Annotated in this window: 20 protein-coding genes and 1 pseudogene; 14 read left to right on the top strand and 7 right to left on the bottom strand. The window is 70.8% G+C overall.

The window, feature by feature from the left end; translation table 11 throughout:
• The first annotated feature begins 2 nt into the window (after window positions 1-2).
• Window positions 3-572, top strand: a complete 570-nt coding sequence (locus LY40_RS24640; RefSeq protein ID WP_183784928.1) for an LOG family protein — start codon at window positions 3-5, stop codon at window positions 570-572.
• Window positions 573-1027: 455 nt separating this feature from the next.
• Here LY40_RS24640 and LY40_RS24635 read toward each other — a convergent pair whose 3' ends face one another.
• Complete coding sequence (locus LY40_RS24635) at window positions 1028-1702, bottom strand: lysophospholipid acyltransferase family protein (RefSeq protein ID WP_183779219.1); 675 nt, start codon at window positions 1700-1702, stop codon at window positions 1028-1030.
• Window positions 1703-1778: 76 nt separating this feature from the next.
• Here LY40_RS24635 and LY40_RS24630 point away from each other — a divergent pair.
• A pseudogene (locus tag LY40_RS24630) lies at window positions 1779-2090 on the top strand (DivIVA domain-containing protein); the annotation flags it as partial.
• Between the two features lie 113 nt (window positions 2091-2203).
• Window positions 2204-2803 (top strand): DNA-3-methyladenine glycosylase I, encoded by a 600-nt coding sequence (locus LY40_RS24625; RefSeq protein ID WP_308216712.1) that lies wholly within the window; start codon window positions 2204-2206, stop codon window positions 2801-2803.
• A 182-nt stretch (window positions 2804-2985) separates the two neighbouring features.
• Here the strand turns inward: LY40_RS24625 and LY40_RS24620 are convergent, their stop codons facing one another.
• Entirely contained in the window at window positions 2986-3789 is an 804-nt protein-coding gene (locus LY40_RS24620; RefSeq protein ID WP_258938293.1) for an enoyl-CoA hydratase-related protein, read from the bottom strand.
• Window positions 3790-3989: 200 nt separating this feature from the next.
• Between LY40_RS24620 and LY40_RS24615 the strand changes: the two genes are divergently transcribed.
• Together LY40_RS24615 and LY40_RS24610 are read left to right on the top strand one after the other, a co-directional pair.
• Window positions 3990-4157 carry a DUF3117 domain-containing protein gene (locus tag LY40_RS24615; protein ID WP_048807468.1) on the top strand — a complete coding sequence of 56 codons (168 nt, stop codon included), beginning with the start codon at window positions 3990-3992 and terminating at the stop codon, window positions 4155-4157.
• Window positions 4158-4241: 84 nt separating this feature from the next.
• Window positions 4242-5858, top strand: coding sequence for a leucyl aminopeptidase family protein (locus tag LY40_RS24610; protein WP_258938292.1), 1617 nt, complete (start codon window positions 4242-4244; stop codon window positions 5856-5858).
• Window positions 5859-5877: 19 nt separating this feature from the next.
• Here LY40_RS24610 and LY40_RS24605 read toward each other — a convergent pair whose 3' ends face one another.
• Window positions 5878-6834 carry a LysR family transcriptional regulator gene (locus tag LY40_RS24605; protein ID WP_258938291.1) on the bottom strand — a complete coding sequence of 319 codons (957 nt, stop codon included), beginning with the start codon at window positions 6832-6834 and terminating at the stop codon, window positions 5878-5880.
• Between the two features lie 137 nt (window positions 6835-6971).
• Here LY40_RS24605 and LY40_RS24600 point away from each other — a divergent pair, with 137 nt between their 5' ends.
• A complete protein-coding gene (locus LY40_RS24600) occupies window positions 6972-8102 on the top strand; it encodes an MFS transporter (protein WP_258938357.1) in 1131 nt (376 codons plus the stop codon).
• A gap of 50 nt (window positions 8103-8152) precedes the next feature.
• On the opposite strand, the gene LY40_RS24595 is transcribed toward LY40_RS24600, so the two are convergent.
• Window positions 8153-8818, bottom strand: coding sequence for an O-methyltransferase (locus LY40_RS24595; RefSeq protein ID WP_183779209.1), 666 nt, complete (start codon window positions 8816-8818; stop codon window positions 8153-8155).
• Between the two features lie 284 nt (window positions 8819-9102).
• On the opposite strand from LY40_RS24595, the gene sigE reads away from it, so the two are divergent.
• The 4 genes from sigE (at window position 9103) to tatB (ending at window position 12897) form a co-directional block, all read left to right on the top strand.
• Window positions 9103-9807 (top strand): RNA polymerase sigma factor SigE, encoded by a 705-nt coding sequence (sigE, locus tag LY40_RS24590; RefSeq protein WP_228725955.1) that lies wholly within the window; start codon window positions 9103-9105, stop codon window positions 9805-9807.
• On the top strand, window positions 9804-10640 hold the full coding sequence (locus tag LY40_RS24585) for an anti-sigma factor family protein (protein WP_183779207.1): 837 nt from the start codon (window positions 9804-9806) through the stop codon (window positions 10638-10640). The genes sigE and LY40_RS24585 overlap by 4 nt, the downstream gene beginning before the upstream one ends.
• 166 nt (window positions 10641-10806) lie before the next feature.
• On the top strand, window positions 10807-12375 hold the full coding sequence (locus LY40_RS24580; RefSeq protein ID WP_183779205.1) for a trypsin-like peptidase domain-containing protein: 1569 nt from the start codon (window positions 10807-10809) through the stop codon (window positions 12373-12375).
• A 45-nt stretch (window positions 12376-12420) separates the two neighbouring features.
• Complete coding sequence (tatB, locus tag LY40_RS24575; RefSeq protein WP_258938290.1) at window positions 12421-12897, top strand: Sec-independent protein translocase protein TatB; 477 nt, start codon at window positions 12421-12423, stop codon at window positions 12895-12897.
• 668 nt (window positions 12898-13565) lie between these two features.
• On the opposite strand, the gene LY40_RS24570 is transcribed toward tatB, so the two are convergent.
• The 3 genes from LY40_RS24570 to LY40_RS24560 are packed head-to-tail and all read right to left on the bottom strand — an operon-like array spanning window position 13566 to window position 16559.
• The gene (locus tag LY40_RS24570; RefSeq protein ID WP_183779201.1) at window positions 13566-14711 is read right to left on the bottom strand and encodes an Mrp/NBP35 family ATP-binding protein; all 1146 of its coding nucleotides are present in this window, start codon (window positions 14709-14711) and stop codon (window positions 13566-13568) included.
• The gene (locus LY40_RS24565) at window positions 14708-15247 is read right to left on the bottom strand and encodes a DUF1003 domain-containing protein (protein WP_183779199.1); all 540 of its coding nucleotides are present in this window, start codon (window positions 15245-15247) and stop codon (window positions 14708-14710) included. Before LY40_RS24565 ends, LY40_RS24570 begins: the two co-directional genes overlap by 4 nt.
• Window positions 15240-16559: a magnesium transporter MgtE N-terminal domain-containing protein gene (locus LY40_RS24560; RefSeq protein WP_183779197.1), complete on the bottom strand. Its 1320-nt coding sequence runs from the start codon at window positions 16557-16559 to the stop codon at window positions 15240-15242. The genes LY40_RS24565 and LY40_RS24560 overlap by 8 nt, the downstream gene beginning before the upstream one ends.
• 270 nt (window positions 16560-16829) lie before the next feature.
• Here LY40_RS24560 and LY40_RS24555 point away from each other — a divergent pair, with 270 nt between their 5' ends.
• The 4 genes from LY40_RS24555 to LY40_RS24540 all read left to right on the top strand — a co-directional run bounded on the left by LY40_RS24555 (window position 16830) and on the right by LY40_RS24540 (window position 20752).
• Window positions 16830-17351, top strand: a complete 522-nt coding sequence (locus LY40_RS24555) for a YflT domain-containing protein (RefSeq protein WP_183779195.1) — start codon at window positions 16830-16832, stop codon at window positions 17349-17351.
• A gap of 283 nt (window positions 17352-17634) precedes the next feature.
• A complete protein-coding gene (locus LY40_RS24550; protein ID WP_183779193.1) occupies window positions 17635-18960 on the top strand; it encodes an ABC transporter substrate-binding protein in 1326 nt (441 codons plus the stop codon).
• Window positions 18957-19913 (top strand): carbohydrate ABC transporter permease, encoded by a 957-nt coding sequence (locus LY40_RS24545; protein ID WP_183779191.1) that lies wholly within the window; start codon window positions 18957-18959, stop codon window positions 19911-19913. The genes LY40_RS24550 and LY40_RS24545 overlap by 4 nt, the downstream gene beginning before the upstream one ends.
• Entirely contained in the window at window positions 19913-20752 is an 840-nt protein-coding gene (locus LY40_RS24540; RefSeq protein WP_183779189.1) for a carbohydrate ABC transporter permease, read from the top strand. The genes LY40_RS24545 and LY40_RS24540 overlap by 1 nt, the downstream gene beginning before the upstream one ends.
• Window positions 20753-20754: the final 2 nt, after the last annotated feature.

Raw genomic sequence — 20754 nt, 5'->3', positions numbered from 1 at the left:
TGCTGAGGCGGATCTGCGTCTTCTGTGGCTCGTCGGCGGGCGGCGACCCGGTGTACACCGAGGTGGCGGCCTCGATCGGGAAGTTGCTGGCCGGCCGGGACATCGGCGTCGTCTACGGCGGCGGTGACGTCGGCCTGATGGGCACGGTGGCCGACGCGGCGCTCGAGGCGGGCGGCGAGGTGATCGGTGTGATCCCGGAGCACCTCGTGCGGGCCGAGGTGGCCCACCGCGGCGTCACCGAGCTGAGGATCGTCGAGGACATGCACGAGCGGAAGGCCACGATGGCCTCGCTGTCGGACGCGTTCCTCGCGCTGCCCGGCGGCATCGGCACGCTCGAGGAGCTGTTCGAGATCTGGACCTGGGCCCAGCTCGGCCTGCACACGAAGCCGGTCGGCATCGTCGACGTGGCCGGGTACTACGCCAAGCTCGGCGAATTCGTCGACCACATGGTGGATTCCGGATTCCTGGGCACCTCGAGTCGCGAGCTGGTGCGGCTCGACTCCGACCCGGAGAAGCTGCTCGAGGCGTTCTCGCGGCACGAAGCCGTCGTGGTCGACAAGTGGGACGGCTGAGTCGGCGGTTCTCCCGTCGGATTCCCGCGGCGTGCGGTCCACGAATCCTGCTCGGCGCATCGCAGTGATTGTTCGACAGCGCCGAATTCGGTGACAATGTCCGTTGTGGCCATCCGCGGTTCGTCCGTTGTCCGTCCCTTGTAGACAACTGGAACGGGATGAGGTCGCGTCACAGCGGCATTGTCCGTGGTGAGCTCGATCATCGCGATGGTAGGGAACCGGTCCTGCGACCCCCCGGTTTCACGGGCGAACATCGATTCGCCGGTCGAGTTATTGGGGGTCGACACGGTTTCCGGTTCTGCAAACCCTGAGTCGACCGCCGCGCGACGGCGCCGTCGCCCGGTGCTGAGCGCGGAACACGCGGTGCTGAGCGCAGAACACGCGGCGGTCGAGTGCAGAACACGCGGTGCTGAGCGCAGGACACGCGGTGCTGAGTGCAGGACACGCGGTGTCGCTCAGGCGGCGTCGCCCTCGGGGCGCTTGTGATAGGCGTCGACGTACTCCTGGCCGGACAGTTCGAGGATCGCGTACATGACCTCGTCGGTGACGGCACGCCGGATCGGCGGCGACGCGGCGAGGCCGTCGTAGCGCGAGAAGTCGAGTGGTTCGCCGAACCGCACCGTGACGTTCGCGAGGCGGGGGATCTTCTTGCCGACCGGCAACAGGCCCTCGGTGCCGGACAGCGCGACCGGCACCACGGGCGCGCGGGTGGCGAGCGCCAGCGCGGCCACGCCGGTGTGCCCGCGGTGCAGCTTGCCGTCCAGCGAGCGCGTGCCCTCCGGGTAGATACCGAACGCACCGCCCGAGTCGAGCACCTTCTGCGCCGCGCCCAGTGCCGCGAGCCCCGCTGCCGCGTTGCCGCGCTCGACCGGCACGTACCCCAGTGCCGAAAGGAACGCCGCGCGTAGCCGGTCCTTCGGGCTCGCGCCCTGGAAGTACTCGGCCTTACCGAGGAAGGCCACGGGCCGCGGCGCGACGAACGGGATCACGGCCGTGTCGATCGCCGAGCGGTGGTTGGACGCGAAGATCACCGGCCCGTCGGAGGGCACGTTCTCGGTGCCGCGGACGTCCGGTCGCCACAGCATCCTGGCCAGAGGGGCGACTCCGCGGCGGATCAGCAGGTGCAGCACCCCTCAAGCATCGCACGACGCGGCAAGGCGACGTGAGGTCCGCGCGCGCAATGGAGGCCTGTGCCACGATCGGCGTGTGACCACCGCGCTCATCTATCTGCTCGTCATGTTGCTCGTGGCGGCGGTCGTGTTCCTGCTCGCGGCGCTCGTGTTCGGCCGCGGTGAGCAGCTCGCACCGCTGGCGCAGGGGGCTTCGCCGACGAGGCTGCCCGCCGAGGACATCACCGGCGACGACGTGGCGGCGGTGAAGTTCCAGCTCACCGCCCGCGGCTACAAGATGTCCGAGGTGGACTGGGTGATCGCACGGCTCGGCGGTGAGATCGACGGCCTGCGCGCGCGGATCGCCGACCTGGAGACCGAACTCGACGCGCGGGCCGCCCGTGGCGAACGCTCCGGCGGCCCCGAACGCTCCAGTGGCCCCGAGCGCTCCGGCGGCCCCGAACATCAGGGGGCCGCCGAGGATCCCGGCTCCGCGGGGCAGGACATGAACAGGGCATCGCGGTGACGGCGGGCGAGACCGAACTGCCCGCGGCCGGCGTCGAGGAGCTGACCGGTCCCGACGGCGTGGCCCGCTGTGCGTGGGGCAACACCGCGTCCGACTACGCCGAGTACCACGACACGGAATGGGGCGTCCCGCTGCGCGGCGAGACGGCGCTGTTCGAACGGCTGTCGCTGGAGGCGTTCCAGTCCGGCCTGTCGTGGCTGACGATCCTGCGCAAGCGGGAGGCGTTCCGCAGCGCGTTCGCCGGGTTCGACCCCGGTGCCGTGGCGGCGTTCACCGACGACGACGTCGCGCGGCTGCTCGCCGACGCGCGCATCGTCCGCAACCGCGCGAAGGTCCACGCCACGATCGGCAACGCCCGCGCGATCGCCGAGTTGGACACCCCGCTGGACGACCTGCTGTGGTCGTTCGCACCGGACCGCCACGACCGCCCGGCGTCGATGGCCGACGTGCCCGCGGTGACGCCCGAGTCGACGGCGATGGCCAAGACGCTGAAGAAGCGCGGGTTCACGTTCGTCGGGCCGACGACCTGCTACGCGATGATGCAGGCCACAGGCATGGTCGACGACCACGTCGCCGGCTGCCACCGCGCGGTGTGACCCGTGGCCGGCGCCACGTCGGAACCGGCACGTCGGAACCGGCACGTCGACACCCGGCCACCGACCCGGAGCCCGCAACACGGGCCCCGGAACCCGCAACACGGCGGGTGGGTACCGGGCGCCCCGTTTCGCAGGAATCCGGGGCGCCCGGCCGGTGAGTGGGCCTCGGGTGTCGACCCCGGCTACTTCCCGGTGAACACCGGCTTGCGCTTGTTGACGAACGCGTCGACGGCCTCGGCGTGGTCGGCGGTGCTGCCGAGCACGGTCTGCGCCGCGTCCTCGGCAGTCAGCGCATCGGCGAGCGTGCCCTCGGCCGCCGTGGCCAGCGTCGACTTGATCTTCGAGTAGGCCACCGTCGGACCCGCCGCCAGTTTCAGGGCGACCTCGTGGACCCGGCTGGCCAGTTCGTCGTCGGCGACGACCTCGCCGACCATGCCGATGCGCAACGCCTCCGTGGAGTCGACCTTGCGCGCGAGCATCATCAGCTCCATCGCGCGGCCGTACCCGACGAGGCGCTGCAGCGTCCACGACGCGCCGCTGTCGGGTCCGAGCCCGACGCCCGCGAACGCCATGAGGAAGCTCGCCGACCCGGCCGCGATTCGCAGATCCGACGCGTACGCCAGCGCGGCGCCCGCGCCCGCGGCCGACCCGTTCACCCCGGCGATCACGGGCTTGGCCATGCCGGTGATCGCCTCGATGAGCGGGTTGTAGTGCTCGGCCACCGTGCGCAGCGGTGCGTCGTCGCCGGACCGCAGCAGGCCGACGTGCTCCTTCAGATCCTGGCCTGCGCAGAACGCCTTACCCGCCCCGGTGAGCACGACCGCGCGAACCCCGTCGTCGGCCGCCGCCTCACGCAGCGCGGTCAGCAGGCGCTCCTTCAGCTCGACCGTCAGCGCGTTGTACGCCTCGGGACGATTGAGTGTCAGCGTCCGCACCCCGGCGGGGTCCCCACTGTCGGTCACCTGCAGGACGTCGTCTGTCGTCACGGGAAAGCCCTCCGAATCGTTGTCTCGGCCGCGAGTCTGTCAGTCCTGTGAAGCGCATACCAGCGCCTATGCTCCGGCGCTAAGATCGGTCCGGCGTTCGCCGCCAACGGCCGATGGGGGACAATGGTGGGTGAGGTGCTTGACCCGGCTTATGACACGAACGCGAGCCGGGTGCTGGCTGAAGATGGAGGGAGCACGCTATGGCGGCCATGAAGCCCCGGACCGGAGATGGTCCCCTCGAGGTTGCTAAGGAGGGACGGGGCCTCGTGATGCGTGTACCGCTGGAAGGCGGCGGGCGCCTCGTCGTCGAGCTGACGGCCGAGGAGGCCAAGGACCTCGGCGCGGCCCTTCAGGAGGCCACGAGCTAGTCCGTCGTTCCCCGTAGTCCCCACCGCCGGTCGGGCAGTTACGTAGCCCGACCGGCTGATCTTCTTGTGCCTGGAGGGTCTCACATGGCGCGTGCCGTCCTGCCGCCCGTACCGAGTCCGATCGTCGAGGTCGAGGCAGGCGGTGCCGCCCGGCAAGGTGAACGGCTCGCCGTCGTCCACGCCGGTCCCGACGCCCTGACCGGGGCCGGTTACCCGCACGCCGACCTGGCGGCGGACCTGCACGTCACGGGCAAGGCGGGCGAGGTCGTCGACGTCCCGGTGACGGCCCTCACCGCCCGGTCCTCCGGCGCCCGGTCCGCTGGCGCACCGTCCTCCACCGCACCGTCCTCCACCGCACCGTCCTCCACCGCACCGTCCTCCACCGCAGCGTCCTCCGCGGCCGAGTCGGTCGGTGACGGGGCGCCGATGCCGACGTGGTTCGTGGGCGTCGGTGACGGTGAGCCCGCGCGGTACCGCTCCGCGGGAGCGGCGCTGGTGCGCGCGGCGCACGCGCTGGCCGAGGCGGAGTCCGACGCAGGCAGGCGCGTGCCCTCCCAGGTGGCGGTGCAGCTGCCCGCGGGTGTCGACGCCGAGCAGGCCGCCGCGTTCACGACGGGGGTCGTGCTGGGCGGCTACCGGTTCCGCGTGACAGGGGAGAAGCCGAAGCCGGCCGTCACCGCGGTGCGGTTCGACGGCGAGCCCGACGAGGAGCTGACCGCGGCCGTTGCCCGCGCCCGCGAGGTGGCCGCGGCGTCCGCGCTCGCACGGGACCTGGCCAACGCCCCCTCCAACGTCAAGAATCCCGCATGGCTGGCCGACGTGGCTGCTCGGGTCGCCGAGCAGACCCGCGGCCTGACCGCGACCATCCGCGACGAGACGTGGCTCGCCGAGCAGGCGTTCGGCGGGATGCTCGCCGTCGGCGGCGGCTCGGCCAGTCCGCCCCGGCTCATCGAACTCGCCTACCGGCCGCGTGGCGCGACGTCGCACCTGCTGCTGGTCGGCAAGGGGATCACGTTCGACACCGGCGGCATCTCCATCAAGCCCGCCGCGGGCATGCACCTGATGCGCACCGACATGGCCGCGGGCGGTGCCGTCATCGCCGCCATGCGCGCGATCGCCGCGCTGCGCCTGCCGGTGAAGGTCACCGCGCTCGTGCCCGCGGCCGAGAACCACGTCTCCGGCTCGGCCTACCGGCCCGGCGACATCGTGCGCCACTACGGCGGCCGCACCAGCGAGGTCGGCAACACCGACGCCGAGGGCCGCATGGTGCTCGCCGACGCGCTCGGCTACGGCATCCAGCGGTTCCGTCCCGACGCGGTGGTCGACGTCGCGACACTCACCGGCGCCATGAAGGTCGCGCTGGGCCTGCGCACCGGCGGTGTGTTCGCCACCGACGACGCCCTCGCCGAGAGCGTGTGCGCCGCAGGGGATCGGGCGGGCGAGCAGTGGTGGCGGATGCCGCTGCTCGAGGACCACATGGGCGACGTGCGCAGTGAGATCGCGGACGTCAAGCAGGCCGCTCCCGGGCCCGGCGGGGTGACGGCGGCGCTGTTCCTGCGTGAGTTCGCGGGCGGACTGCCGTGGGCACACCTCGACATCGCGGGGCCCGCGCGGGCCGAGAAAACCTACGACGAGGTGGTGCCCGGCGGCACCGGTTTCGGTGCGCGCACGCTCGTCGAGCTCGCCGCGTCGTACAGCTGAGCCCCTACCGCTGAGCTCGTTACCGCTGAGCGATTCCCCGGTCCGCGTCGCCCGTCGAGGCGGGCGGCAGGGGCGCGCGGGCGCGCACATGGTCGCGGAACGCCGCCACGACCGGTGGCAGCGGCCGGTCGCCGTGCCAGGAAAGCCCGACGGTCCTGGTCACCCGCGGTCGCAGCGGCACTTCGACCACGCCGGCCGGGGTGCCCGGTTCGAACTTCGGCAGCAGCGTCACACCCAGTCCCGAGGCCACGAGCCCGCGTACGGTCTCCGATTCCTGCCCCTCGAACGCGACGACCGGCTCGAACCCCGCCTGCGCGCAGAGGTCGTCGGTGATCTGCCGGAGGCCGTAGCCGTGCTCGAGCATCACGAACACCTCGCGTTCGAGCTCGCCGAGGCGTACGTGGGAGCTGCCGGCGAGCCGGTGTCCCTGCGGTAGGGCGACGAACAGTTCCTGTTCGGTCAGCGGCAGCGAGTCGAGGCCGGGACCGTCGGCGGGCGGCGCGACCAGCGCGAGGTCGAGTTCGCCAGAGCCGAGCCTGTCGACGATGTCCTGGCGGGAACCCTGGACCAGCGTGAAGCGGGTGTGCGGGCGGGTTCGGCGGAACTCGCTCACCAGTCCGGGGACGAGGGATCGCCCGAGCAGGTGCAGGAAGCCGAGCGTGATGTGCCCGCGTTCCGGGTCGACCTCCTCCCGCAGCCTGCGCACGCCGTGGGCCAGCTCGGCCGCCGCCCGTTCGGCGGCGTCGGCGAGCAGCGTGCCCGCACGGGTGAGGCGGATGCCGCGGCCGTCCGGTTCGGTCACCGGTGTGCCCAGCAAGCCGGTCAGCGCCGCGAGTCGTCTGCTCGCCGTGGGCTGGGGCACGCCCAGTTCGGCGGCCGCGCGGGTGAGGTTCCCGGTGACCTTGAGCACCCGCAGCAGCGCCACGTGCGGTGCCAGCTCGGCCGTGACCCGCGCATCCTCGGATTCATGCACCACAGCATCGATTGTGGACCATATCTGCATTGGACGTATCGGTCGGCGGATACTTAGCGTCAGAAACCATGTCCGTTCGTACGTCCGCACCGGCCGGATCCGGCCCGCCGATCACCGCAACCGCGGTCCCGGTCCGCCGCGTGACCCTGGCGGTGACCGCGGCAGGGCTGTGCTCGTTCGCCCTGCTCTACGCGCCGCAGCCGCTGCTGCCGCAACTCGCCGAGCAGTATGCGCTCGACCCCGGCCGCGCGTCGCTGGCGATCAGTGTCGCGACCGGTGCGCTGGCGGTCGCCGTGCTGCCGCTCGCGGTGCTGTCGGAGATCGTCGGCCGCAAACCCGTGATCGTGGCGTCGGTGCTGGTCTCCGCGGTCCTCGGGCTGTTGCTTCCGCTCGCGCCGACGTTCGACGCGCTGCTGGTGATGCGCGTGCTGCAGGGCGTGGCCATCGCGGGTTTCCCCGGGGTGGCAGCCGCCTACCTGGCCGAACGTCTCGGGGCGGCAGGCGTGGCAGGGGCCGTCGGCGCGATGGTCGCCGGCAACACGCTCGGCGGGCTGTCGGGACGGCTCAGCGTCGGGTTCACCACGGACGCACTCGGCTGGCACGGCGCGCTGGCCGTCGTCGGTGGAATCGGCCTGGTGTGTGCGCTGATCACCGCGACCACGCTGCCCGGACTGCCCCGTCGCGCCACGCGGCCCCGGCTCGCCGATGTCGGTCGCGGCCTGGTCGCGGCCGCATCCGACCGCGTGCTGCTCGCCCAGTACGTCGTCGCCATGGTCGCGATGGGCTCGTTCGTCGCGCTGTACAACGTCGCCGGGTTTCGGCTCACCGGCGACCTGGGCCTGCACCCCGCGACCGCCTCGTTGGTCTTCCTCGCCTACGCGGGCGGCGCGGTCGCCTCGAGCAGGGCGGGACGGCTGGTCGCGCGGTTCGGGCGCCGGTCAACCGCGTGCGCAGGGCTGATCCTGACGATCGCCGGTGCGGCGCTGACTCTGCCGGACTCGGTGCCGCTGGTCGCGGCCGGTTTCGTCGTGCTCACGCTGGGCTTCTTCACCGCACACTCGGTCGCCAGCGGGTGGGCGGCCGCCGACGCCCCCGCCGCGGGACGTGGGCAGGCAGGCGGGCTCTACAACGCCTGCTACTACCTCGGCAGCAGCGTCGGGGGAGCGGCGGGCGCGGTCCTGTACGGCCACGCCGGGTGGGGCGGGCTCGTCGCAGCGGTCGCGGGCGCGCTCACGGTCGGCATCCTCGCGATCCTGTCCGCCGGCCGCTGAGTCCGACGCCCCGAAGGGCACCTCCGGGGCACGTGGCGGAGCGGCCGGGGTCAGGTCGAGGGGCCGACGACGGCGGCCGCGAGCAGCCCGCCGCCCAGGGGCAGCACGGCAGGGCGGAGGCGGTCGTCGTCGCGCATCGTCCTGGCGACCTCGCGGAGCGCGAGCAGTTCCGGGTTACGCCTGCCGTGGTCGCCGATGTGCACGTCGGCGAGCACGTTGTGGAGCACGATCACCCCGCCGGGCCGCAGCAGCTGCACCCCCTGGTCGAAGTAGCCGGGGTACTCGACGAGCGTGGCGTCGGCGAACACCAGGTCGTAGCCACCCGAGGTGAGCCGCGTGAGCACGTCGAGAGCCCGGCCCGTGATGGTGCGCACCCGGCCGGACGGGTAGCCCGCCGAGGTGAACACGCGGCGCGCGGTCCGGTGGAACTCCGGTTCCCAGTCGATGGTCGTCAGGACCCCGTCGGGCGCCATGGCCCGCAGTAGGTGCAGCCCGCTGACCCCGACGCCGGTTCCGATCTCGACGACCGACCTCGCCTGCACCGTCGTGGCCAGCAGTCCGAGCGCGGCGCCCGTCGCGGGCGACACCGCGGGGCAGCCGAGCTCGCGGGCGCGTTCGCGAGCTCGGCTGATCACGTCGTCTTCGGCTGCGAAGCCGTCGACGAACCCGCTGACGGCATCGGCGAGCGCCGCAGTGGGATCGGTCTCCGAGGTCACGCGCGAAAGGTTAGCGTGCCCCCTGAGCAGGCCCGACCACCACGGCGCCACCCGGCCGCCATCGGCGACCGGCCAGGTTCTCAGGTCATTCTCAGCCGCACCTCATCGAATCCGTAAGGAAACCGGCAAGACTACGTCTCATCCACAGGAAGTGGCGGCCACGACCGATCCGCTCGGCGGAAGACGGGCGGCCCTCGGAGCTCGACTCACGGGGGAAATACAGGTCCGGCGGGAACATGGGGATCACGCCGGACGTTGAACGGCTAACGAAGGGGATCAGGCCGATGGAGGTGCCTCAGCTGTCGCAGAGCAGCACGACGCAACCCACGCAGGAGCAGCCGAGCGCGGCGGCGGTCGCCGAGCGGGTCGGCGGTGACAACGCGCCCGCGGCCACCGCTTCGGACGCAACCGGGAACGTGACGTCGGCGCCTGCCGCGTCGCCCGGCGATGTCGCCGCGACCTGGACCCCGCCGACGTGGGACGAGGTCGTCCGCGAACATGCCGACCGCGTCTACCGGCTGGCCTACCGGCTCTCCGGTAACGCCCACGACGCCGAGGATCTCACGCAGGAGACCTTCATCCGCGTGTTCCGCTCCCTCGCGTCGTACAAGCCCGGCACGTTCGAGGGCTGGCTGCACCGCATCACGACGAACCTGTTCCTCGACATGGCCCGCCGCCGTTCGCGCGTGCGTATGGAGGGCCTGCCCGAGGACACCGACCGCATCGTCGGCGACGATCCGAGTCCGGAACAGGTCTTCTCCGAGACGCACCTCGACCCCGATCTGCAGACCGCGCTGGCCGAGCTGCCGCCCGAGTTCCGCGCCGCCGTCGTGCTGTGCGACGTCGAAGGACTGTCGTACGAGGAGATCGGCGCGACCCTCGGCGTTAAGCTCGGGACCGTGCGCAGCAGGATCCACCGTGGCCGTCAGGCACTGAAGGCGTCGCTCGAGCGGGCGGCCGCCACACGTGAGCGGGAGGCGCTGGGATGAGCCGTCACCACGGGTCCGGCGGGTTCGGCCTTCCCGAGTCGCACCTGCTGCCGGACGCGGTCGTGGCGTTCGTCGACAACGAACTCTCGACGGGCGCCACCGAACGCGCCGCCGAACACCTCGCGCACTGCCCGTGGTGCGCAGCGGACGTCGAGGCCCAACGCCAGGCGCGGTCGGCCGTGCGTGATGCCGACGAACCGTCGATGTCGGCGGGCTTCCTGGCCAGCCTGCGGTCCATTCCCCAGGACACCGAACTCGACGAGACGCCGGACAACCTCGCGGTCACCGAGGACGGCCAGCTCGTCGCCGTGCAGCGACCCGAACGGGTGGCCGGCCTGCGCAGGCGTTCCGTCGGCGGGGCGGAGCCGCTCGGCGGTGGTTCGGCACCCCTCGGCGGTTCGACACCGCTGGGACAGTCCGACGCCGTGCTCGGCGGCGGAACCGGTGGAGGCAGGCGCCGTGCCGCGCAGGGGGCGGGCGTCGTCGTGTCCGGGCTAGTGCTGAGCGCACTCGCGCTCGTGACGACCACCGGCGGTACGTCCACCGATCCCGAGCGTCCCCGTCCCGGCGGGGGTGAGGTGAACACCAACGTGCTGCGTGCGCAGTTCGGCGGGGCCGGTTCGGCGGACTCGACGGGGGCACGCACGCCGACGTCGACACCGGCGGCGGCTCCGCGGTCCGGTGACCCTGCTGCCGGCACCACAGCGGCCGGCAGCACGGCCACCGGTGACGCACCGATGGTGACCACGTCGGCCCCGAACGAGGCGGCCACGACCTCCGGCGGTGCCGCAGCCACCGCCCCGGCGCTCACCCCGGCCTCCAGCGGGCGCTGACCGGCGCCGGCTCCGGCAGGCCGGGGCCAGAGGGGCCCACACTCATTTCACCGGTTTCGCGGCAGGATCATCTCGAGGTGTCTCACGGTGTGTGGGTACGGCGCGCCACGCACGCGTACTCTCCCTGCGAGGCACGAGCACGCGACGAACCGGATGCCGGGGGAAGATGAGCCAGCCACCGAACCCGTCCCACGAGGGCCCGTCCCACGAGGGGGACGAGCCACGGCTCCGGCCGCGTCCCCTCGCGCGCCCGTCCGTGGACCCGGCGGCCGCCTCGGCGTTCGGCAGGCCGCGCGGTGTGGAGGGCTCGTTCGACGAGCTGTCCCGCCCGGGCACGGCCACGGGTAATGGCAACGCGGCCGGCAACGGGAGCGGCCCCGTGCTGGCACCGCCGACACCGGAATCGCTGGCCCAGGCGTTCGGCCGGCCCGCCGGCGCTCGCGACGTCGTGTTGCAGCGTCCCGACGGCAGTGACGGCACCGCCAAGAACACCGCCACCGGCGCGGGTGATGAGGACGAGGACCCATTGTGGGCGTCGGAGGAGGATCCGTGGCGGGATCCGGGCGCGGCCGCCGTCCTCGGCAGGCCCGCCGTCACCGGCGACGAGACCGGCGACGACACCGAAAAACCCCAGGGCGCGCAGCTGAGCCTGCCTGAGGTGCTGTTCGGCAGGCGCGTCAAGCCCGTCGCGTTGGCGACGCTGGCCGTGATCGCTCTGCTGATCGGCGCCGCGGGCGGGCTCGTCGGCTGGGGAGCCGCCAGCACGGGCGACGAACTCACCGGCGAACTCAACGTCGCCGAGGCCGAAGCCGCGAAGGAACGCCCCGCCGGGTCGATCGCCGGTATCGCGAAACGCGTGGCGCCCGCGGTCGTGTCCCTGGAGGTCACGTCGGGCCAGAACGGCGGCGTCGGCTCCGGCGTGATGATCGACTCCGACGGTTACGTGCTCACCAACCACCACGTCGTCAAGCAGGCCGCGGATTCCGACGAGGCCGACATCACCGCCGTGTTCACCGACGGCACCAGGGCGAGCGCCGAGGTCGTCGGCACGGATCCGAAGACCGACCTCGCCGTCATCAAGGTGAACGTCTCCAATCCCGTCGTCATCCAGGTCGGCAAGTCGTCCGACATCGCCCCCGGCGACAGCGTCGTGGCCGTCGGATCGCCGTTCGGCCTGGACAACACCGTCACCGAGGGCATCGTCAGCGCCGTCGATCGTCCCGTCACCGCACCCGGACAGAACGGCGACGCCAACGTCACCTACGACGCCATCCAGACCGACGCCGCCATCAACCCCGGCAACTCGGGCGGTGCGCTCGTCGACTCCCGCGGCGCGCTCGTGGGCATCAACTCGATGATCCGCACCGTCGGCGAAGGCGAGGGCGGCAGCATCGGCCTCGGTTTCGCCATTCCCGTCGACCAGGCCATGCGCATCGCCGAGGACCTGATCAGCGACGGCAAGGTGCAGCACGCCGACATCGGCGTCAACGCCGCATCGGTGTCGGCGGGCAGTTCCGAAGGTGCCCAGGTGCAGAACGTGCGCGGCCAGGGACCCGCCGCCAAGTCGGGTATCAAGGAAGGCGATGTGATCACTCAGGTCGGCGAGCGGCAGGTGCGTAACGCCGCCGAACTGACCGTCGCCGTCCGCGAACACGAGGTCGGCGACACCGTTCCGGTGCGGCTCATGCGCGACGGCCGAGCACTTACCGTCGATGTCACTCTCGGTTCAGACTGACCTTGTAGGCTTGGCGGAGCGGCCGAGGAAGGCGGAGGTTCCCAGGTGTTCGAGAGCGTTGGCTGGTCCGAGATCCTCGTGCTGCTCGTGGCTGCCCTGTTCATCCTGGGCCCCGAGCGGCTGCCCGAGGCAGCGGCCTGGATGGGCCGGTCCGTACGCAAGGTCCGGGACTTCGCCACCGGCGCCCGGCAGCAGCTCAAGGACGAGATGGGCCCGGAGTACGAGGAGCTGCGCAGACCCATCGAAGACCTGCGCGGGCTGCGTAACTTCGACCCCAAGCGCGCCGTGACGCAGCATCTGTTCGACGGCGACCCCGACCCGGCCGGCCTGAACAACATCAACGGCACCCGGCCCGTCGGTGGTGACGGTGCGCAGACCACGCCGTATGCAGGCGGTACGCACGGCGGTGTCGGTGGCATCGGCGCGGGCAGTGCGGGAACCGGTGCGGCACCCGCCACGAGCCCTGCTCAGGAACCGCTCAAGTCGGGGGAGAAGCCGCCGGTCGACCCGGACGCCACCTGACCTGCCACGCGTAGCACCGCGTGCGCCCGGTGCCGGACCTCCCACCACGCCGAGATCTGCACTCAACCCCGCGAGATCTGCGTTCAGTCCAGCGAGTTCTGCGTTCAGTGGGCTGATCTCTGCGTTCGGTCCCGTCGGATCCGCACTCGGCCCCGCGGGCGCTGTGTCCGTGCCCTCGCGGCCCGCATCCGCTCGGGTGACACCTGCTCTCGTTCCGTCGCCGGACCACCGTCGCCCTGCCACCACGGAGCAGCCCGGCCCCGCGTCACGGGATCGGCGCCGCCCGCGACCCCCTACTTTCGTCGGGTCCTGCGCCCGGTCGGCAACCTTCGTCGGGTCGGATGCGTGAACCTCGTGTCCGACGGTTACGTGCCCGGACACCGGCCAGGGCCGAGGGCCTGACCGGCAGGTGGGTGACACCGGTTGCGGAGTGCGGCCAGCCACGGCAGGCGGTGTTCCGACCGGGGGAGCGCATGCGCGGATCGTGCACGCGCGGGTGGTCCCGAGGCATCCCTCGCACTGGGGGTGGAGGCCTCGGGACCACCGCTCACGCTCTGGTCACCGCCGCGGCATCGGCCGAGTGCAGGACACGCGGACGGGCACAGTCGCGCGTCAGCGCGTCCGTGAGGGGCGGTGGCCGGGCGACGGGTGGGCGCAGGACACGCGGGTCAGCTGCCTGCGGGGGAGACGTTCAGCATCATCCCGGCCAGGCCACGTGCGCGGACCGACAGCTTCTCCGCCGCCGCACGCATGACCTCGGAAGCGGTGGCATCGGGGGCGGACAGCACGAGCGGAGTCCCCTCGTCGCCCTGTTCCCGCAACCGCGGGTCCAGCGGCACCTGGCCGAGCAGCGGCACCTCGGCGCCGACGGACTTCGACAGCGAGTCGGCGACCGTCTGCCCGCCGCCGGATCCGAAGATCTCCATCCTCGACCCGTCCGGGGCCTCGAACCACGACATGTTCTCGATCACGCCCGCCACGCGCTGGCGCGTCTGCAGCGCGATCGCGCCTGCGCGCTCGGCGACCTCGGCCGCGGCCTGCTGCGGCGTGGTGACGACCAGGATCTCGGCGTTCGGGATGAGCTGCGCCACGGAGATCGCGATGTCGCCCGTGCCCGGGGGCAGGTCGAGCAGCAGGATGTCGAGGTCGCCCCAGAAGACGTCCGCGAGGAACTGCTGCAGCGCGCGGTGCAGCATCGGCCCGCGCCACACGACCGGGGTGTTGCCGGGCGTGAACATGCCGATCGAGATGACCTTCACGCCGTGTGCCTGCGGCGGCATGATCATCGACTCGACCTTCGTGGGCTTCTCGTCGGCGCCCAGCATGCGGGGCACCGAGTGGCCGTAGATGTCGGCGTCCACGACACCGACCTTGAGGCCGCGCTCGGCCATCGATGCTGCCAGGTTGACGGTGACGCTGGACTTGCCGACGCCGCCCTTGCCGGACGCGACGCAGTACACGCGCGTCATCGAGCCGGGCTGGGCGAACGGGATCACCGGCTCCTCGGCGTCCCCGCGGAGCTGCTTGCGCAGCTCGGTGCGCTGCTCGTCGCTCATGACGTCGAGCTCGACGCGCACTTCCGTCACACCGGGCAGTTCGGCCACGGCGGCCTTGGTGTCCTTGGTGATCGTGTCCTTCATCGGGCACCCGGCCACCGTGAGGTACACCTCGACGGTGACGACCCCGTCCTCGCCGACGGTGATGTCCTTGACCATGCCGAGCTCGGTGATCGGCTTGTGGATCTCCGGATCCTGCACCGAGTTCAGTGCGGTGCGGACGGTTTCGACACTGGGCTGTTCTTGCGTGGTGGTCACTGCTCGGGCACCGACCTTCTGTCGCTGGCGGCCTGCGGTTGCCTCCCCATGCTACGTGGCTGCCCGTCGAGGTCTTCGCGTAACTTGTCCAACTCGCTGCGCAGGTAATCCCGGGTCGCCACCTCGCCGACGGCCAGGCGCAGCGCGGCCAGCTCGCGTGCCAGGAACTCGGTGTCGGCCTTCGTCTGCGCGGCGCGTGCCCGGTCCTCCTCCAGGGAGACTCGGTCGCGGTCGTCCTGCCGGTTCTGTGCGAGCAGGATCAGCGGCGCCGCGTACGCCGCCTGGGTCGAGAAGGCCAGGTTGAGCAGGATGAACGGGTACGGGTCCCAGCGCAGCGTCACCGCGGTGAGGTTGAGCGTGATCCACACGACGACGAGCAGCGTCTGCCAGAACAGGTAGCGCCCGGTACCGAGGAAGCGGGCCAGGCGTTCGGCCGTGCTGCCGAACGACTCGGAGTCCAGATTCGGGGTGAACCGCTCGAAGCGGCGCGAATGCCGGGGTTGGTCGAGGCGCCTGCGGCTGGTCAGTTCAGGCATGGTCGCTCTCCGCGGGACTGTCGGGGGACGCCGGGGTCGCCGGGTCGAGGTCGCGCAGGCCGGTCTCGCGCCAGCCGTCGGGCAGCAGGTGGTCGAGCACGTCGTCGACGGTCACGGCGCCGAGCAGGTGATCGCGGGTGTCGACGACCGGTGCGCACGTGAGGTTGTAGGCGGCGAAATACCGCGTCAGCTCCGCGAGCGGGGCGGCGGGCGGCAGCGGCGGCAGGTCCGTGTCGGCGACGGAGGCGACGAGTTCCGCGGGCGGCCTGCGCAGCAGCCGCTGGAAGTGGACGCAGCCGATGTAGCGGCCCGTCGGGGTGGCTTGTGGCGGGCGGCACACGAACACCATGCTCGCGAGGGCCGACGTCAGATCGGGGTTGCGGATGTGGGCGAGCGCCTCGGCGACGGTGGCGTCGGGGGCGAGGACGATCGGTTCCGGGGTCATCAGCCCGCCCGCGGTGTCGGACGAGTAGGCCAGCAGCCTGCGCACCGGCCCGGATTCGTCGGGGTGCATCAGTTCGAGGAGCCGGGTCTGCTCGGTGGGCCCGAGTTCGCCGAGCAGGTCGGCGGCGTCGTCGGGGCTCATCGCTTCGAGCACGTCGGCCGCCCGCTCGTCGGCGAGGTAGTCGACGAGCTCCTTCTGGTCGTCCTCCGGCAGTTCTTCGAGGACGTCGGCGAGCTTCTCGTCGTCCATCGCGTCGGCGACCTCGTGCCTGCGCTTGAGCGGCAGGTCCCGCAATGTCGCGGCGACGTCGACGGCGCGCATCGTGTCGAACAGCATCAGCAGCTGGCCCGCGCCCTGCGGCTGGGTGCCGAGGTCGGCCAGGCCGAGGCCCGAGACGTCCTCCCAGCTCAGCACCTGCAGTCCACCCCTGCGGCCGGTGAGCTTCAACGGCCCGGTCCGCGGTTGCCGGACCGCCAGTTTGGCCAGCACCCAGTCGCGGGTGCGGGTCGGTTCCATCGCCGCGTCCACGACCGTGAGCCGTGCGCCCGAGGAAGCCAGGTGCGCGCGGGCGTCGAGGAGCTGGCCGAGCACGAGGACCTCGTTGGGCCGCTGGTGGAACCGCCGCATGTTCACCGAGCCCGTGGCGAGGGTGACGGCGTTCGACTCGATCGCCGTGACGCGCAACATCGGGACGAACACGCGGCGCCGGGTCGAGACCTCCACGACCAGTCCCAGTACCCGCGGCGGCTGGTGGTCCAGCCGGAGGCCCGCGACGAGGTCGCGGGCCTTGCCGATCGACTCACCGTCGGGTCCGAAGACCGGCAGTCCTGCCAGCTGAGCTGCGAAAACCCGGTTGACGGCCGCCATGGGGCCAGCGTATGCGCGCCGTGGCCGGACTGCCCAGTGGTGATCACCTCACGGCGTGGCGCGGCCCCGGCGTCACGCGCCGCGCGGCTTTCGCGCCGCGTCCGGTGATCACCCCGGCCCAAAAGTACGTATTGTTGTGGAGGATTCGCCGTTTCGCCCGGGTGCTCCCCGGGTGGGCGAACACGCATGAACGAGGACCACTGCGGGTACCCAGCCAGGTGGGCCGCTGCCTACAGTGCTGACAACGCAGCGAAGTCGAAAGCACAGGTGATGATCGTGACCGGTCCACTGTCGTCAGGCCGTCAGGCGCCCGGACAGCCGAAGCTGCCCACGCCGCCGACCGGGTGGCCGATCGGTTCGTACAACACCTACGAGGAAGCACAGCGAGCGGTCGATTATCTGGCGGACAACGACTTCGCCGTGCGTGACGTGACGATCGTCGGGGTCGACCTGATGCTCGTGGAACGCGTCATCGGGCGGTTGTCGTGGGGCCGTGTGCTCGGCACCGGTGCGGCGTCCGGCGCGTGGTTCGGCCTGTTCGTCGGCCTGTTGTTGAGCATGTTCAGCACCGCCGAGGGCATGGCGGCGGCGCCGATCCTCATCGGACTCCTCGTCGGTATCGGATTCGGTGTCGCGTTCGCGGCGGTGAGCTACGCGTCGACTCGCGGCAGGCGGGATTTCTCGTCGTCGAGTCAACTGGTGGCCGGCCGTTACGACGTGCTGTGCCAGCCGCGGAACGCCGAACAGGGCCGCGATCTGCTCGCGAAGCTGAACATGGGTACCCACGGCTGACGAGTACCGGCCCGGAGCCGACGAGTGTGGGCATCCGGAGCCGAGGTGATCGCGATACGCGCGGGCGCGAACGGCGTCCGCGCGTAGTTCTTTCGTCGGTAGTTGCCCGCGCCTTCGCCCCGAATCGTTACAGAGTGCGCTTGCCCTCCGTGATCATTGGGAATACCTTTCCCAATCGATCAATCGAGCGGTCGCAGGACCGTGAATTTCCCGGATTCTCATGCACGACGCGGTGCGGAGGCGGATTCCTCCGATCCGCGTGTATGACGTGGAGGAGGAGGAAATGGCGAAACGGCGGACGCGGCCCCGTCGGCACCGGCCACCCGCACGGGCGGCGGGCCTGGCGTGTGCTCTGGTCACCGGCGCAGGCCTGGTCACCGCGTGCGGCACCGACGACACCAGAACCATCGACGTCTACTACGCACCCGAGGACAACTTCCAGACGGTCGTCGACAACTGCAACGAGCAGGCCGACGGCCGCTACCGGATCGTCTACCACAAGCTGCCGCGTGACGCCGACGGCCAGCGGGAGCAGATGGTGCGCAGACTCGCGGCGGGCGACGAGACGATGGACGTGCTGGGGCTCGACGTCACGTGGGTTCCGGAGTTCGCCGAGGCGGGCTGGGTCGAGGAGTGGACCGGCGACCGCAAGGCGGAGGCACAGCGCGACGTCCTGCCAGGGCCGCTGGCGACCGCGAAGTGGGAAGGCAAGCTGTGGGCCGCGCCGAAGAACACCAACGTCCAGCTGCTCTGGTACGACGACCGCATCACACCGGAACCGCCGTCCACATGGGACGAGATGATCGAGGATTCGAAGCGGCTCAAACGTGAGGGCGAGCCGCATCAGATCCTGTTCACGGGCGCCCAGTACGAGGGCCTCGTCGTGGTCTACAACTCCATTGTGGAGTCGGCGGGCGGCCGGATCCTCTCCGATGACGGCAAGCGTGTGGTCATCGACGACGGTGCGGTCGAGGCGTTGCGCATCCTCAAGGAGGTCACCACCTCCGGGTTGACGGATCCGTCGCTGACGAACCAGCAGGAGGACGAGGTCCGCCTCGCGATGCAGCAGGGCCGCGGCGCCTTCGAGCTCAACTGGCCGTTCGTCTACGCCTCCTACGCCGCGGAGGAGCCGGACACCCTGCAGCACTTCAAGTGGGCGCCGTACCCGAGCGTGCAGCAGGGCGAGCCGGGCCGCAGCACCATCGGCGGCTACGACCTGGCCGTCTCGTCGGCGTCGACGAACAAGCCCGCTGCGTTCGACGCCGCGCTGTGCCTGCGCAGTGCGGAGCATCAGAAGTTCTCCGCGCTCTCCGACGGGGTGCCGCCGACCATCGAGTCGGTCTACGACGACACCGAGCCGCTCGACCCGTCGAAGTCGGCCGACCCCACCGGCAACCCGAGCATGGCGACCGAGTACCCGATGCGCGGCGCCATCAAGGAAGCCCTGCAGAACGCGGCGGTCCGGCCGTTGACGCCCGCATACCAGAATCTGTCCACGGTGATGGCCAAGGTGCTGTCACCGCCGTCCGACATCGACCCTCAGCGCACGGCGGAGCGTCTCCGTGAAGAGCTCACCGCCGCGCTCGACTCGAAGGGCGTGATCCCATGAGCCACGCGGTCACCGACGCCCCGGACGAGGGTTCCGCGGCGTCGCAGGCGAAGTCGAAGAAGGCCAAGCTCAGTGAAGGGAAGAAGGCCGAGCGCAGACTCGGCTGGCTGCTGTGCGCACCCGCGGCGATCGTCATGCTCGCCGTCACCGGGTATCCGATCGTCTACTCGATCTGGCTGTCGCTGCAGCGCTACGACCTGCGTTTTCCCGGCGAACAGGAGTTCGTCGGATTCGACAACTACATCGCCGTCCTGACGAACTCGTACTGGTGGACCGCCTTCGGCACGACGATGCTGATCACCGTCGTCACGGTGGCCATCGAATTCGTCCTCGGCATGGCGCTGGCGCTGGTCATGCATCGCACCCTCGTCGGCCGCGGGCTGGTTCGGACGGTCGCGCTGATCCCGTACGGCATCGTGACCGTGGCGGCGGCGTTCTCGTGGTACTACGCCTGGACACCGGAAACGGGATACCTCGCCAACCTCCTCGCCGAGGGCGGAGCCCCGCTCACCGAGTACGGGCCGTCGCTGCTGATCATCGCCCTGGCCGAGGTGTGGAAGACGACGCCGTTCATGGCCCTGTTGTTGATGGCGGGGCTGGCGCTCGTGCCGGACGACCTGATGCGGGCTGCCTCGATGGACGGGGCCAACGCGTGGCAGCGGTTCACCAAGGTGATGCTCCCGGTGATGAAACCGGCGATCCTCGTGGCGGTGCTGTTCCGCACGCTCGACGCGTTCCGGATCTTCGACAACATCTTCGTGCTCACCGGCGGGTCGAACGACACGTCGTCGGTGTCGATGCAGACCTACAACAACCTCATCAAAGGACTGAATCTCGGTATCGGATCCGCCATGGCGGTGCTGATCTTCCTGACGGTGGCGCTGATCGCGTTCGTCTTCGTGAAGGGCTTCGGCACGGCGGCACCGGGCAGTGACGACGGAGGTAAGCGCTGATGGCAATGCAGACGGCCACGGCAGGCCGCAAGGCGCGCTGGGCGCTGCTCGACATCATCGTCGTGGTGTACGCGCTCGTCCCGGTGCTGTGGATCGCGTCGCTGTCGCTGAAGTCGAAGGACACGATCGCCGACGGCAATTTCATCCCGCGCGAATGGACGCTGCAGAACTACAAGGACATCTTCGCGACCACGGAGTTCATCCGGCCGTTGTTCAACTCGATCGGCATCGCCCTCATCGCCACGTTCGTCGCGGTGATCCTGGGCATGATGGCGGCGTACGCGGTCGCCCGGCTGGAGTTCCCCGGCAAGAAGCTGCTCGTGGGGGTTTCGCTGCTGATCGCGATGTTCCCGCAGATCTCGCTGGTCACGCCGCTGTTCAACATCGAACGGGAACTGGGCCTTTTCGACACGTGGCCCGGCCTGATCCTGCCGTACATCACGTTCGCGCTGCCGCTGGCGATCTACACGCTCTCGTCGTTCTTTCGCGAGATCCCGTGGGAGCTGGAGAAGGCGGCGAAGATGGACGGCGCCACCCCGGCGCAGGCCTTCCGGAAGGTGATCGCCCCGCTGGCGGCACCCGGGGTGTTCACCACGGCGATCCTGGTGTTCATCCTGTGCTGGAACGACTTCCTGTTCGCGATCTCGCTGACCTCCACGGAGGCGTCGCGAACCGTTCCCGCGGCCCTGTCGTTCTTCACGGGTGCCTCGCAGTTCGAGGATCCGACGGGGACGATCTCCGCGGCCGCCGTCGTGATCACCATTCCGATCATCCTGTTCGTGTTGTTCTTCCAGCGCCGCATCGTCGCGGGGCTGACGTCCGGTGCCGTGAAGGGGTAAGG

Source organism: Prauserella salsuginis (genome assembly GCF_024648885.1).
GTDB lineage: Bacteria > Actinomycetota > Actinomycetes > Mycobacteriales > Pseudonocardiaceae > Prauserella > Prauserella salsuginis.
Note: the sequence above shows the minus strand (reverse complement) of the source record. Positions and strands in the feature narration are given on the sequence as shown.